General features: G+C 29.0%; 14 protein-coding genes. 4 read left to right on the forward strand and 10 right to left on the reverse strand.

Annotated elements, in window-relative coordinates:
* Window positions 1-50: 50 nt before the first annotated feature.
* From xerD to kdsB, 7 genes are all read right to left on the reverse strand, one after another.
* Entirely contained in the window at window positions 51-938 is an 888-nt protein-coding gene (xerD, locus tag BUA86_RS06155; RefSeq protein WP_072930812.1) for a site-specific tyrosine recombinase XerD, read from the reverse strand.
* The gene (locus BUA86_RS06160; protein ID WP_072930813.1) at window positions 939-2,522 is read right to left on the reverse strand and encodes a S41 family peptidase; all 1,584 of its coding nucleotides are present in this window, start codon (window positions 2,520-2,522) and stop codon (window positions 939-941) included.
* Window positions 2,523-2,966, reverse strand: a complete 444-nt coding sequence (locus BUA86_RS06165) for a deoxycytidylate deaminase (RefSeq protein WP_072930814.1) — start codon at window positions 2,964-2,966, stop codon at window positions 2,523-2,525.
* An 8-nt stretch (window positions 2,967-2,974) separates the two neighbouring features.
* The gene (locus BUA86_RS06170) at window positions 2,975-4,936 is read right to left on the reverse strand and encodes a site-specific recombinase Gcr (protein WP_072930815.1); all 1,962 of its coding nucleotides are present in this window, start codon (window positions 4,934-4,936) and stop codon (window positions 2,975-2,977) included.
* 110 nt (window positions 4,937-5,046) lie between these two features.
* Complete coding sequence (locus tag BUA86_RS06175) at window positions 5,047-5,712, reverse strand: LolA family protein (protein WP_072930816.1); 666 nt, start codon at window positions 5,710-5,712, stop codon at window positions 5,047-5,049.
* 75 nt (window positions 5,713-5,787) lie between these two features.
* Window positions 5,788-6,339, reverse strand: coding sequence for an HNH endonuclease (locus tag BUA86_RS06180; RefSeq protein ID WP_072930886.1), 552 nt, complete (start codon window positions 6,337-6,339; stop codon window positions 5,788-5,790).
* 161 nt (window positions 6,340-6,500) lie between these two features.
* Window positions 6,501-7,238 (reverse strand): 3-deoxy-manno-octulosonate cytidylyltransferase, encoded by a 738-nt coding sequence (kdsB, locus tag BUA86_RS06185; RefSeq protein ID WP_072930817.1) that lies wholly within the window; start codon window positions 7,236-7,238, stop codon window positions 6,501-6,503.
* A gap of 202 nt (window positions 7,239-7,440) precedes the next feature.
* On the opposite strand from kdsB, the gene BUA86_RS06190 reads away from it, so the two are divergent.
* The 3 genes from BUA86_RS06190 to BUA86_RS06200 all read left to right on the forward strand — a co-directional run bounded on the left by BUA86_RS06190 (window position 7,441) and on the right by BUA86_RS06200 (window position 9,422).
* Window positions 7,441-8,232: a DUF3822 family protein gene (locus tag BUA86_RS06190; RefSeq protein WP_072930818.1), complete on the forward strand. Its 792-nt coding sequence runs from the start codon at window positions 7,441-7,443 to the stop codon at window positions 8,230-8,232.
* On the forward strand, window positions 8,208-8,750 hold the full coding sequence (locus tag BUA86_RS06195) for an RsmD family RNA methyltransferase (RefSeq protein WP_072930819.1): 543 nt from the start codon (window positions 8,208-8,210) through the stop codon (window positions 8,748-8,750). The genes BUA86_RS06190 and BUA86_RS06195 overlap by 25 nt, the downstream gene beginning before the upstream one ends.
* A 180-nt stretch (window positions 8,751-8,930) precedes the next feature.
* Window positions 8,931-9,422 carry a TlpA family protein disulfide reductase gene (locus tag BUA86_RS06200; RefSeq protein ID WP_072930820.1) on the forward strand — a complete coding sequence of 164 codons (492 nt, stop codon included), beginning with the start codon at window positions 8,931-8,933 and terminating at the stop codon, window positions 9,420-9,422.
* Window positions 9,423-9,503: 81 nt separating this feature from the next.
* On the opposite strand, the gene BUA86_RS06205 is transcribed toward BUA86_RS06200, so the two are convergent.
* The 3 genes from BUA86_RS06205 to dnaX form a co-directional block, all read right to left on the reverse strand.
* The gene (locus BUA86_RS06205; RefSeq protein WP_072930821.1) at window positions 9,504-10,460 is read right to left on the reverse strand and encodes an FKBP-type peptidyl-prolyl cis-trans isomerase; all 957 of its coding nucleotides are present in this window, start codon (window positions 10,458-10,460) and stop codon (window positions 9,504-9,506) included.
* Window positions 10,461-10,503: 43 nt separating this feature from the next.
* A complete protein-coding gene (locus tag BUA86_RS06210) occupies window positions 10,504-10,935 on the reverse strand; it encodes a hypothetical protein (protein WP_072930823.1) in 432 nt (143 codons plus the stop codon).
* Between the two features lie 200 nt (window positions 10,936-11,135).
* Window positions 11,136-12,224 carry a DNA polymerase III subunit gamma/tau gene (dnaX, locus tag BUA86_RS06215; RefSeq protein ID WP_072930825.1) on the reverse strand — a complete coding sequence of 363 codons (1,089 nt, stop codon included), beginning with the start codon at window positions 12,222-12,224 and terminating at the stop codon, window positions 11,136-11,138.
* A 131-nt stretch (window positions 12,225-12,355) separates the two neighbouring features.
* Between dnaX and BUA86_RS06220 the strand changes: the two genes are divergently transcribed.
* Window positions 12,356-14,884 carry an FtsK/SpoIIIE family DNA translocase gene (locus BUA86_RS06220; protein WP_072930826.1) on the forward strand — a complete coding sequence of 843 codons (2,529 nt, stop codon included), beginning with the start codon at window positions 12,356-12,358 and terminating at the stop codon, window positions 14,882-14,884.
* Window positions 14,885-14,899: the final 15 nt, after the last annotated feature.

Raw genomic sequence — 14,899 nt, forward strand, 5'->3', positions numbered from 1 at the left:
TCATGTGTTTATTGGTCAAGTTAAAGTTAGCCAAATAATTTTATAAATAACTATTTATTTCTTGGATGAAATTTAATAATTGCATCACGAATAAATTCCTGATCTACATGCGTGTATATTTCTGTTGTCGTAATACTTTCATGTCCCAACATTAATTGTATTGCTCGCAAATCTGCTCCATTTTTTAAGAGATGTGTTGCAAAGGAATGGCGGAATGTATGTGGGCTAATTGTTTTTTTGATTCCTGCTATAATCGATAATTCTTTTACAATAGTAAAAATCATAACACGTGTAAGACTTTTACCTCTTCTATTAAGAAATAAAAAGTCTTCAAAATCTTCTTTTATAGGAACATGAACACGTATAGTTTCTTTATATAAATTAATATATTTTATTGTATACTCGCTTATAGGAACTAATCTTTGTTTGTTACCTTTTCCTATGACACGAATAAAACCATCATCAAAAAATAAATCGGAAATTTTAAGATTAATTAATTCTGAAACTCGTAAACCACAACCATAAAGCACTTCAATAATTGCACGGTTACGCTGCCCTTCTTGTTTAGACAAATCAATTACCTCGATCATTTTATCGATTTCTTTTTCTGATAAAACATCAGGAAGTTTCATTCCAATTTTTGGAGTCTCAAGTAAAGAAGTGGGATTATCTTCTCGGAAATCTTCTAATTGTAAATACCCAAAAAAGCTTTTTAAACCCGATATTACTCTCGCCTGAGAACGTATACTGTAATCACTAGATGCAAAAGTGTGTATAAAATCTCTTAAATCATCTTGTGTATAATCTAACGGTTGCTTGTCAGAATAATTAATTAATTTCTGTATGTCAAGCAGATATCCTTCTATTGTATTAGCAGAAACACGCTTCTCTAATTTGAGATACATTTGGTAGTCGTACAACGCATCTTTCCACTGCATTTATTTTACATTTTTTTCTAATTCAAAAATACGTTTTATCATTTCATCTTCTGGTAACCAAACTTCGTAAAAAGCACGAGATCCATATAAATCTTCTGCTATAACAGCTTTCATGTAGTTATCAACAGTTGTTGAATAAACTGAATCAAATTCATTTGTAGGAATTCCTAAAACTCCTAAAAACTCGTTACGATACATACCAGCACTAAAATATTTTAGATAAGCTTTTTCATTATGAAACATGAAAAAGTCGTGAATTGAATATATTTTTTTAAATAAGAAATCATTAAAATAATTAGAATCTTGATTGTAATATAACCAGTTTGCAACCGATTTTGTATCTAAAGCAACAAACTCATCTGGTATAATACCTCCACCTCCATATACTTTTTTACCTGATGGCGCAGTAAATTCTAATTTTTTATTAATTTTAATAGAGTCTTTACTATATAATTCTCCCGATTTTAATCTTTTATATAGATCATCACTATACTTAGCTGTTTTCTTATCAAATGGTTTTTGGATTGATCTACCTGAAGGAGTAAAATAATTAGCTACAGTTAGTCTAACTTTTGTTCCATCTCCTAAATTAATCTCTCTCTGAACTAAACCTTTTCCAAATGATCTACGACCAACTATAATTCCTCTTCCATAGTCCTGTAATGCTCCAGCCACAATTTCACTAGAAGAAGCAGAATTTTCATCCATTAGAACATAAATTTTACCTTTTTCAAAAAGTCCTTTATTTGTTCCGTAGATGTATTTTTTTCGTTTTTGTTTATCTTGTGTGTAAACTATTAATTCGTCTTTTGTTAAGAATTCATCGGCTATTTCTTCAGCAATATGCATTAGTCCGCCTGGATTTCCTCTTAAATCAAAAACCAATTTTTTCATTCCTTTACTCAGTAAATAATCCAGTGCTTCATTAACTTCTTTAGCAGAATTTTCAGAAAAACGAGTTAGTTTAATATAACCTAAGTCTTTTGTTAACATGTGTTTTCCTGTAACTGCAGCAATTGGAACTATTGTACGTTTTAAGTTAATTGTCATTGGATTTTTATCTCGAAGTATTGAGATTGAAACGTCTGTTCCTCTTTTACCTTTTAATATTTTTCCTATAGTAGCATTATCTACACCAACTAATGATTGATTATTAGCAGAAATCAATTGATCTCCAAACTGTAATTGATCATAATTAGGTGTTCCTGGAATTGTTCTTTCTACAATAACAGTGTCGTTTACAACACGAAATTGAACGCCTATCCCAACAAACTCTCCTTTTAATTGCTCTTCTGCTTTTTCTACAGAAGCTTTATTAATGTAAGTACTGTGTGGATCTAGTTTTCCTACCATATAATTGATAGCGTCATCAACTAAGCTATCAGAATTAACATCACTTACATATTCATTATCAATTAATGATACAAGACGACGAATTTTATGTTCGTTATCTGAATATTGTAAACTGATTATATCTTTATTAGAGTCAAGTGCAAAATCGTATTTTTTACCGACTAAAAAGCCTACTAAAAATATAATTACAACCAGTAAAATGATATTAATAATTTTAAAAAATATTTTCATTTAATTATATAGTTCTTCTTCTGAAATTTGTTGAATTTCTATCCCTGACTTTTCTAAAATAGCTAGTCCAGAAATATCTTTGTATTGTTGAATGTAAACAATTCTCTTTATTCCTGCTTGTAAAATTAATTTACTACAATCTTTACATGGCGAAAGTGTAATATACAACGTTGCTCCCTCTGCCGATTGTGTTGATTTAGCACATTTTAAAATTGCATTTGCTTCTGCGTGTAAAACATGCCATTTTGTATTTCCTTCCTCATCTTCACAATTATTCTCGAAACCACTTGGTGTTCCGTTGTAACCATCAGAAATAATCATCCTATTTTTCACAATAATTGCACCAACTTTTTTCCTTTCACAATAGGAAAGATTCGCCCATTCAAAAGCCATTCTTAGATACGCTTTATCGTATCTTAATTGTTTTTCTAGATTACTATCCATAAACAGAATTAAATTTGTTCATTTTTTTTAGTCCAAATTGGTGGAACAAAAAATGGTAAAGGATTACGAAAAAATGCTTTTATTGTATGAAAAATCATATTAAATACTTTGTATAACGGTATATTGTTAGAACGCATCGCCATAAACAATGATAACGAAAAACTTACAAAAAAGTTACACCATCCAACTAAAAATATTGCAATAAAACCAATAATCATTGGTCCGATATCAAAATGATATCCCATTCCTCCTATTCCTATTCCAAAATTTCCAGATACAAATGTAATATGTCGAATATCAAATGGTTGTCCAACAAAGTCTCCAACCAAAAATGCAGAACCCATCATAAAACCAAAAGCAATATTTCCTACAACTCCTCCCATGTTTTTCTCGAACCAATTAGAAATTTTTCTTCTTCTCTTTTCTGAAAAAGATTTTTTAAGAATTGGATGATGATAAATTCTTTCTGGTATATTATTAAAACGTTGGCTATTAATTGTTATTCCAGATATCAATCCCGAAAGGAACAAAAATACACCTGCTATTCCCCCAAAATAAAATATATGCCAATCCATAACAACAACCTCTTCCCAATAATGGTAGGCTTTAGAATATTTTAAAACCTCAATACCAAATACATTATTTAATAAATAAAATAATCCCAGTGAAACTAAGAAACCTGCTACAACATTTCCTAAAAAAGCAATCATTTGGCTACGCGTTAATTGAGCAAAAAGAGTTGTAAAATCTTTTACACGCAATTCTGATCCTGATGTAGGAACAAGAGATTGTGCCAACCTAGCAGCTGTCATAGATGGTTGCTTTGTTGCAAGCGTCATGTGTGTTAGATAAATTGTACAGAATCCAAAAGCATAATTTAAACTGAAGAAAAAAGCTTTAAATAAAGGAGAAGTATCATGTATATTTCCTATTCCTGTTTTTATAAAACATAAAAATGCAACAATAAAACCTCCACCACAAGCTGTCCAGAACATTTTATTATATTCTTTGGCTGTTTGTGTTATATACTTCTCTCCTGTTTTTCCATTATGATAAGTTACTAAAAAGGTAATCAAATAAAGTGTTGAACTTAATTGATCACTCATAAAGTTTTTAGGCGCATAGAATTCAATCCATTTTTTTGTTGTTAAACTGTAAAATGAAATTATTCCATTTGTTTTTAACTCATTATAGCTGATTAAAATACTTTGTAAACGTACTAATTGTTGTTGTAGACGGTTTATTTTCGCTGCAACTTTTAATGAAATTCCTTTATAATCTTTCTGAGTTAAAATATCATTTAATAAGCTTCTGCAAATAGATATACTTTCTTTTAATTCGAGCATATCAAAACCAGCGGTAGGATTTTCTACTATATTACTTACTTGTAAAGAGAGTTTAGAAAAGGGATTATCTAAATAATTAACCTCAGTACTATAACGAATCATTTCTTTATCAGAAAAACCTCCCGTAATTCTTACAGTTAAAATAGAGATGGATTGTAATAACTGACCTTGTATGTTATTAACAGATTTTTTTAGATTTTCTTCTGCAGCATCTTGATATAAAACTTCGTAAAATTTCTTCCAGCGATCAATAGGAATAATTCTTATTCTCTCTAGATTTTTATTATTGTAAAAAAGCTCATTAACAACAGAAGTTAATTCGTTATTATCTTCAATATCGGGTAAAACAAAATCTATAATTTTTTTTCTAAATAGCGATAAAAAGCTATCTTCAAGATGAATTCCACTATCAACTAAATAACCAACGATGTTAATCTCACCAAATACTCTGTATAAATGTTCACAAAAAATAGAGCGATAAGTTTTGTTTTCTTGAAGAGTTGAAATCATGTCGTCAATGAATGAAATTGAATCTGGATATTCTTTTCTTGCCTCTTCCATTAATCGAAGGAAAAAGGTTTTTTCGTATTTTTTATTTTGATCAAAAATAGAGTCTAATGCCATATTTTAATTTCTTCATTCAAAGTACAAAAGTAAAAAACTTATTTTTATCTAAGTACTTAATATTATTATGAATAAAAAAGTGATTCTTAAATAAGAATCACTTTTTTATTTTAGAATTTAAATTTCTTTTTGTCTATTGCAGGATTTATTTTTATATCATTAAACTGAATGATATATTCGCCTCCTTCTTTGGGTTTTCCTACTATTTTAGTAGCAAAGGACAATCCATTATAATTTTTGAAATTAGAATAATAAAGAGTTTCCTCATTATTCTTTTCCATTACAATTTCATAAGTATTTTTATCAAAACAATAAACTGTCGAATTCGTATTTTTTGTTAATTCTACTTTATAACAACTATTGTTTTGATCATATTTATCAAGACCTAAATATTTTACTTTAAATCCTTTTTGTTTATATTTTAAAACATCAGCATCAAATGCATCTGGCTTATAATTAGGAATAACAACATTTTTCTTTGTTACCTCACTATATGTCCATCCCATTTTACCATCATAACCTTCGTTTAGAATTTCTTTGCCATTCATAACAAAAACAACTCTTTTATTGTAAGGTCTTTGATGATATACAATCATGGGATAAGAATCTCCTACATTAATTATAGCTTCTCCTTTTAGAATAATACTATTTAGGCTATTCCAATTCGCTTCTCCTCCTGTTTTATTTATATGTGATTCAATAATTTTTTCTGCATCTTGAGCAAAACTCATCAGAGAAAATAAACCAAATAACATTGATAGTTTAAAATTAAACATGAAAACTTTTAGTTTTTATAAATTAAAAAGCAAGATATAAAAACTTCATCAAAGTTATGATATGATTAATTTATTTTAATCTTTTTTAACTTCGATATGTGACCAGTTTTCACCTCTTAAGATACGGTAAACTTGTCCTTGTGAGATATTAAACTGTTTCGCCAAAGTAGCAATTTTTGCTTTACGATTTGGGTCTATTAATTTCTTTTTTAAACGAATAACTTGCGCTTCTGTTAATTTACTATTTGGAATACTATCTAAACGAGAGCGTCCTTTCATCATTCTGAACAAATCTTTATTATGTTCTTTCCATTCATCTAATGTTGCCCATTGTAAATTATCAACATGATTGTTTAATTTATTATGGTCTAAGTGCACAACATATTCTTTCTTTTCAGTATTTGGCAAAAATGTTTCTGCTACCATTTTGTGTACATATTTCGCTGTACGTTTTCCGTCAGCTTTTGTTACCCAAATTGCACGATACCCATTATTGATTGCTCCTTCTAAGATTTTATGTTTGTCTTGCCCTGTATAAAGTTTTTTTACAAAACCTTCTTTTGACACTAGAAAGGATCTTTTTTCAATTAATCCTTCTGCTTCATATTCTCTCCATGAATCACTCATAATCACAATTTTAACTTTTAGTACACCCCTCATAACAACATTCATACCGAAACATTGTTTTTTAAAATAAAAATTTAAAAAAAACAATATTTCTATATTGCTACAAAAGTATTATCGATTTCGAGCACAAATATAAAGCATAAATACTTAAAGTATAGCATTTAACATTTCGTTGACATATAAATATTTGCCTTAATTAAGTCTTCAGGAGTATCAATCCCTACCCCGATAGATTCAGTTTGGATAACCTTTATTTTCATTCCATATTCTAAATAACGTAGTTGCTCCAATTTTTCGGCAGTTTCGTTTTGTCGCATTGCTAATTTTGAGAAATTTAATAATGCATTTTTTCTAAAAGCATATATCCCTATATGACGAAAATATTTTGGAAAAAATTTAGTATCTCTAGCAAAAGGAATTGGTGATCTTGAGAAATACAATGCAAAATCTTGAAAATTTGAAACAACTTTTACAAAATTAGGGTTTAGAATATCTTCTTCTGCCGTAATATGTTCTTTTAAAGTTGCCACATCTACTTTTTCACCTTCTTCTCCATCAAATGATGATAATATATCCGCTAAAGCTTTATGGTTAACAAAAGGTTCATCTCCTTGTACGTTAAGCACTATATCGCATTCTATGTTTTCTACAGCTTCTGCAATACGGTCACTTCCTGTTTCGTGATTTTTAATGCTCATAATTGCTTTTCCATTGTACTTAACTATTTCATCAAAAATTAATTCTGAATCTGTTACAACAAAAACATCATCAAACAATCCTGTCGCAACTACATTTTCATAAGTTGTTCTTATAACTGTTTTATTTCCTAATTGTTCCATTAATTTTCCTGGAAAACGAGATGCAGCATAACGAGCTGGTATTACGGCTATTTTTTTCACGTTTATTTTTATTTACAAATTTCGATAAAAATAGTGTACTTTGAATTGAAATGCATTTATAATGGACAAAATAAATATAGTATCTTTACCAAAATAAATTTTCTAGATGAAGATTGCTTTCAAAATTTTATTACTTTTGATTTCATTAGGACTGATTTATGTCTTAATCAGCGAGTTAAAAATTCAAGGATAAAAAAAGTATATGTCAAACACAACCGTTCGTTCGTTAGCGATATTATTATCGCATAACACGTTAAGTTATATTACAAAAATAACTGAAGGAGAAACAACTTCTTTTTCGGATGTTTATGACTATTCGGTTGATTTTACAAATCAGAATAAAACAGAAATTGAGATTGAACACGAATTGCGCTCTAATTTAACGTTATTACAAAATTATGATCATGTGCATATTTGTTTTTTATCGAATTCTATAAATGTGGTACCTAATCATTTAATACAACATCCATTAGAAGACTTATTGTCAATTTCTAATTATAATCCTATACAATTAGCAATTGATTGTCCTTTACAAAATGAAGAAGCATCAATTGTTTATAATATTCATTATCCATTGAAAGATGTTTTATTGTCTTTACCAAATTTGCAAAATGCAAGGTTATATCATTCAGGAAAATTCTTGATAGATTATGGTAAAATTAATTCTAAAGACGATGAAATTTATATCAACTTAATGCATCAAAAATTAGAAATTTGTATTTTAAGCAAAGGAGAATTTATTTTTTACAATTTATTTGAAACAAAAACGAAAGAAGACTTTTTGTTTTATATTTTATATGCATTAAATCAATTAAATATTAGTCCAAATACTGTTTCTTTAGTTGCTTTTGGTGATTTATTACATTCACCAGATTATTATGACACATTAAAAAAATATGTCAGAAACATTACATTCAACGAAGAAGACAAATCTCTTGGACAATATTTTACATTATATAAATTATTCGAATGCGAATTATTTCAGGAACATTAAAAGGTAAAAGAATTACAGCACCAACTAATTTACCGGTGCGCCCCACTACAGATTTTGCTAAAGAAGCATTATTTAACATTTTAAACAACGAATGGTATTTTGATGAAGTAACTGTTCTAGATTTATTTTCTGGAATAGGAAGTATTTCATTAGAATTTGCTTCTAGAGGAGCTAAAAAAGTAACTTCTGTAGATAACTTCTATGGATGTGTAAAGTTTTTAGATGAAACTGCAAAAGCATTAAATTTAGACGAAACAATTTTAACAGTTAAAAGTGATGTTTTAAAATATTTAGATAAAACACCTGTTAAAAAGTATGATATTATTTTCGCTGATCCTCCATATGACCTAGAAGTCGAAAAGTATCAAAAAATTCTTGATGATATTTTTAAAAATGGGTGGTTAGAAGAAGGAGGAAATTTTGTATTAGAACATCCAGATTCTATTTCTTTTGATGAACATCCTAATTTTGTACAACACAAAAAATATGGAAATGTTCATTTTACATTTTTCGAGTAAATTCATTTTTATACAATTAGAAATAAAAAAGCCGTTAAATTAATTTAACGGCTTTTTTATGACTAGAAACTGTATTGTTTTTCATCAAAAAGTATTTTTACTAATATTGATGGTTTTATCAACTGCTACTTTTATTATTTCGAAGATTTAGCTTAACTTCACTCAAAATAATTTATATAAATGAAAACAATATTAACAACCTTTGCTTTTGTATTTTTTACATTTTTCTCTTTTGCTCAAAATACAGATAATGCATTAAAATCTATTCCAGAGTTCTCTTTCATTAAAATGCAATCAGAAGGAATTTTCAACTCTAAAGACATTAAAAAAGGAAAACAAACACTAATTGTTTTATTTTCTCCAACATGTATTCATTGCAAATTAGCTTTAAATCATTTTAATAATAATTATGATGAACATTTAAAAAATGTACAAATAATTTTAGTTTCTGAATATGAAGCAAAAGATGTAGTACCATTCTTAAAAGAAAATGCTCCTATATTCTTAAATAATAAAAATGTAGAATTACTTTATGATTCTAATTACGAATTTGCACCAATTTTCCAACCAACATCTATCCCAACATTTTATTTATTTGATAAGGATAAAAATTTTGTTGCAAAAAAGATGGGATCTGTAGAGGCAAATCAGTTATTCAATCTAATTAAATAGAATAATTAATTTAAAAAACTTCAATAACAAAAAAAGCGATTCAGTTTCTGAATCGCTTTTTTAATATTTAAAATCCTAAGATTATTTACCTTGTTGTTGTTGAGCTTGTGCTTCGAATTGTTTTTGTAATTCTTTCATTTGCTCTTCAGTTAAACCTTGTCCTTGTTGACCTGGCTGACCTCCTTGTGGAGCTGGTTGACCTTCTTTAAAGTCTACTAATTCTACTTCGAATTCTAATGCTTGGTTTGGACCAATTTGTCCTCCTGGTGCACCATTTTCTCCGTATCCTAAGTTAGCAGGAATATAAAATTTATATTTTGCTCCTTTAGACATTAATTGTAAACCTTCAGACCATCCTGGAATAACTTGGTTTAAAGGAAATTCTACACCTCCTTTTGCTTCAGGGTTTTTATCTGTACTATCAAATACTTTACCTGTAGCTAAGATTTTACCAGTATATTTTACTTTTACAACACTGTTAATATTTGGTTTAGCTCCTGTTCCTTCTTTTTCTACAACATAAACTAATCCTGTTGATGTCGCTTTAGCTCCAGAAGTTTTTTTCTTCTCTTCAACTAATTTTTTAGACTCATCAGCATTTTTCTTTACCAAATTTTGTTGGTGATTTTTTGCATAAGTATCTAAGATTCCCATACCAGCCTCTTGTGTAATCAACAATTTCTTGTGACGAACAACATCCATAATCCCTTGAACAATAATATCTTTGTCCATTTGATCTAATTGTTGTTGATTAATCACAGTTTCTATCTGTTGACCAACTTGTTGACCTATTGCATAAGATTCTCTACTTTCTTTTCCTGCTTTTAAATAATCTCTAATCCCTTTTTCTAATTGATCGTAGTTGATACTATCAGTTTCAACTAATCGCCCTCCAAGACCTTTGATTTGCTCTCCAAGCCCAGTACCAAATGCATATGATGCTTTTTGATCATCATTTTCTAATTTGTCTACAGATTTTCCTTTGTTACAAGACACTAATGATGCCACAACAAAAATCCCTAAAAGAACTCTTTTCATTATTTATAGTAAATTTATATGCAAGTTTAGTCATAAACTTTCATTATTCAAACAAATCTAACCCAAAATCTTCTTTTAATTTTAACAAAATTGGATTTTTCTCTAATAATTTTTCAAATTTTTCCTTTTTTGATAAAATATGGTTCTCTGCTTCTCTTTCGGAAAACTTAATTTGAATAGTAAAGTAATGATTTTTTAAATGAGCTCTTAAACTATTTCTAATTCGATCTCTATATTCGTCAAACTCTTGTTCAGATGAATGTGAACTAAATTCGAAAATAATCTCATCTTCTACTACTTCTAATTTTGTTGTCATTAAAGCATTATAAGATGGTATATTATGTTCAACTTTTAAACGATCCAAGAATCTCTTCCAACCTTCATTTACCTGATCGAGATTAAATTTTTCTCGAGGTAAATCATCTCTTAAAATTTCTTCTGCTTGTTCTTCAACTTTTGCTCCAGGCAAAGCCATTTTTAAGCTGAAAGAAGTACTTCCTTTAGATTTTATTGGTTTTGAAGCTCTTGTAAATTCTTTTATTTCTTCTGTAAAAGATGGTTTAGAAACTTTTTGTGTGGCATTAATTTGTTCAACAACAGCAATTTGCTCTCTATTCTGTTGAACTTGAGGTACAATAACTTGCTTCTCTACACTACCATAAAAAGATGGTGGAACTATTCTATACTTTTTTTTTTAAGCCCATTTTCTTCTGCTGTGATCGATGCGATTTGCATCAATGCAATTTCTACAGTAAGACGTGGATTTTTAGAAGATTTATAATTTAAATCTGCTTCATTGCATATTTCTATTGCTCCAAATAAGAAAGTAGCAGAACATTTTTGTGCATGTTCTAAGTACTTGGCTTTAATTCTTTCTCCTACTTCTAATAACGCAACAGTATTAGCTGTTTTCGCCATTAATAAGTCACGGAAATGAGCGCCAAAACCTGTAATAAATAAATGTGCATCAAAACCTTTATTCAGAATATCATTTAATTGTATCATTGCTTGCGGAATATCATTCTCTAAACAAGCTTCTGTCATTTTAAAATAATAATCATAATCAAGAACATTTAAATTCTCTGCAACAGATGAATAAGTTAAATTCTTATTCGTAAAAGTTGCCATTCTATCAAAAATAGATAAAGAATCTCGTAATGCTCCATCTGCTTTTTGAGCAATTAAATGTAGTGCGTCATCTTCAAACGTAATGCTTTCTTTTTCTGCAACGTTTTGTAAATGGCCTTTTATATCTTCTACTCCAATTCGTTTAAAATCGTAGATCTGACAACGAGAAAGAATCGTAGGTATAATTTTATGTTTTTCTGTAGTAGCCAAAATAAAAATAGCATGTGCTGGTGGTTCTTCTAATGTTTTTAAAAATGCATTAAAAGCAGCTGTTGATAACATATGTACCTCATCTATAATATAAACACGGTATTTACCAATTTGAGGAACTATTCTTACTTGATCTATTAAATTTCTAATATCATCAACAGAATTATTAGAAGCAGCATCTAACTCAAAAATATTAAAAGCAAAATCTTGATCGCCTTCAACTCCATTTTCTTCGTTAATTTTTCTTGCTAAAATACGAGCACATGTTGTTTTCCCAACACCTCTTGGTCCACAAAACAATAAAGCTTGTGGTAATTGATTGGACTTAATTGCTTGTTCTAAAGTATTTGTAATAGATGATTGTCCTACTACATCTTCAAAATTAAGTGGGCGATATTTTCTGGCTGAAACAACAAAATTTTCCATACTAATGGCAAATATAATGGTTTTAATTTTCTAATAAAAATTCTTATCAATGGAGTAAATTTAAGTTGTTTTCCTTAGATTAGTCTGTCAAAGATTTATTATTTTTGCATTAATTATACTCGACCAAAAAAATGGCTATAAAAAACACACAGGAAGAACCAAAAACTCCTAAAAAACTTATTGTAAAAACAATTATTGGAATTTTATTTTTAGTAATGGGATTGATTTTATTTATCTCTTTCATTTCTCATTTCTTTAATGGTTTTATGGATCAAAGTCAGATTTCTGAATTAATGGATAAAAATGAAGTAGCCAATAATGTTTTCGGAAAATTCGGTGCTTTATTAGGAGAGGTTTTTATGACAAAAGGAATAGGTATCACTGCATTCTTTGTTCCTATCTTTTTTATATTATTAGGCTTAAAAGTAGCTACAAATTGGAAAAAAATTAAACCTTTTACAACATTATATCAAAGTATATTCTTTATTATTTGGATTCCTGTATTTTTTGGTTGTTTATTCCCTGATTATCATGTTTTTTCTGGTGTAATGGGATTTGAGATTAATGATTTCTTAAATAGCTTTATTGGTAAATTAGGTGTTATTTTATTGCTTGTTGTTAGCTTATTAATTTATTGTGTTATTCATTTTAAAATGACTTATCAATCTGTTCAAGCTAAACTAGAGGAACGAGCTAAATTAAATTCATTAAAACAAGCCGAAAAAGAAGAGCTTCGTTTAAAAGAAGAACAAGAAAAATTAAGACAACGCAAAGAATTAGAAGAACAAGAGAAGATTGAAAAATTTAATAAAGAAGTTGAAAAACAACAAGAAAATGATTTAATCGAAGAACTAAATCTAATCGAGGAATACGAGAAAGACGCTGTTAAATCTCAACAAATTACTCCAAACGAAGCTTTTCAACAAGAATTTACAGTTCATCAACCACAAGAGGAAGAGCAAATTACTGAAACGCCTCTTAATATTACACCTCTAATTATTGAGGACGAAACATTAAATAATGAGGTAGATTTTACTCCTAATTATGATACTCAAGAAGAAAAAAATGAGTCTGGTACATTAGAGTTAAAAGTTCAACACATAGACGAGGAAGAAGAGTTTGAAGCTACTTCTGCAAGATTAGTAAAAGAGCAAGGAGAATATAATCAACGTTTAGATTTACCTAATTATCAATTCCCTCCAATATCATTATTAAGAAAGTATGATAATGGGAATACTTTAATTGATCAAAAAGAATTAGAATCTAATAAAAATAGAATTATAGAAACTTTAGGGAATTATGGTATTGGAATCTCTCAAATTACAGCTACCATTGGTCCTACTGTTACTTTATATGAAATTGTTCCACAGGCTGGAGTAAGAATTTCTAAGATTAAAAACTTAGAAGATGATATTGCATTAAGCTTATCTGCTCTTGGAATTCGTATTATTGCGCCAATTCCTGGAAAAGGGACTATTGGTATAGAAGTTCCGAATAGTAATCCTTCTATGGTTTCTATGCACTCTGTTATTGCATCTCAAAAATTTCAGAATGTAGACATGGAGTTACCAATTGCATTTGGTAAAACAATTACAAACGAAACCTTTGTTGCTGATTTAGCTAAAATGCCTCACTTATTAATGGCTGGTGCAACTGGACAAGGTAAATCTGTTGGTTTAAATGCTATTATTGCTTCGTTAATTTATAAGAAACATCCATCTGAATTAAAATTTGTAATGGTGGATCCTAAAAAAGTGGAGCTAACACTTTACTCTAAAATAGAAAGACATTACTTAGCAAAATTACCAGATGCTGAAGAAGCTATTATTACAGATAATACAAAAGTTATTAATACACTGAATTCTCTTTGTATTGAAATGGATGATCGATACGAGTTATTGAAAAATGCTTTTGTACGTAATATTAAAGAATACAATGCTAAATTTAAAGAACGTAAATTAAATCCAGAAGCTGGACATCGTTTCTTACCTTATATTGTTCTTATTGTGGACGAGTTTGCAGATTTAATTATGACTGCTGGTAAAGAGGTTGAATTACCTATTGCTCGTTTAGCACAATTAGCGCGTGCAGTTGGTATACACTTAATTGTTGCAACACAACGTCCATCTGTAAATGTAATAACAGGAACTATTAAAGCCAATTTCCCTGGTCGTGTCGCATTTAGAGTAACATCAAAAATAGATTCAAGAACAATTTTAGATTCTCCAGGTGCGGATCAATTAATTGGTAAAGGAGATATGTTGTATACAACAGGAAATGAATTAGTTCGTTTACAATGTGCTTTTGTTGATACACCAGAGGTTGATAAGATTACAGAATTTATTGGTGACCAACGTGGTTATGCAGATGCTATGCATTTACCAGAATATGTTGGTGAAGAAAGTGGCTCTTCTTTAGATGTCGATTTATCTGACCGTGATGCTCTTTTTGAAGATGCTGCACGTTTAATTGTTATGAATCAGCAAGGTTCTGCATCTTTATTACAAAGAAAATTAAAATTAGGTTATAACAGAGCTGGACGATTAATAGATCAGTTAGAAGCGGCAGGAATTGTTGGTCAATTCGAAGGTAGTAAAGCGAGACAAGTACTCATCCAAGATGATGCTAGTTTGGAACAGTTGTTGAATAATTTGAATTAGAATTTAAAATAATAA

This window comes from Chishuiella changwenlii, assembly GCF_900142565.1.
GTDB classification, from domain to species: Bacteria; Bacteroidota; Bacteroidia; order Flavobacteriales; family Weeksellaceae; genus Empedobacter; species Empedobacter changwenlii.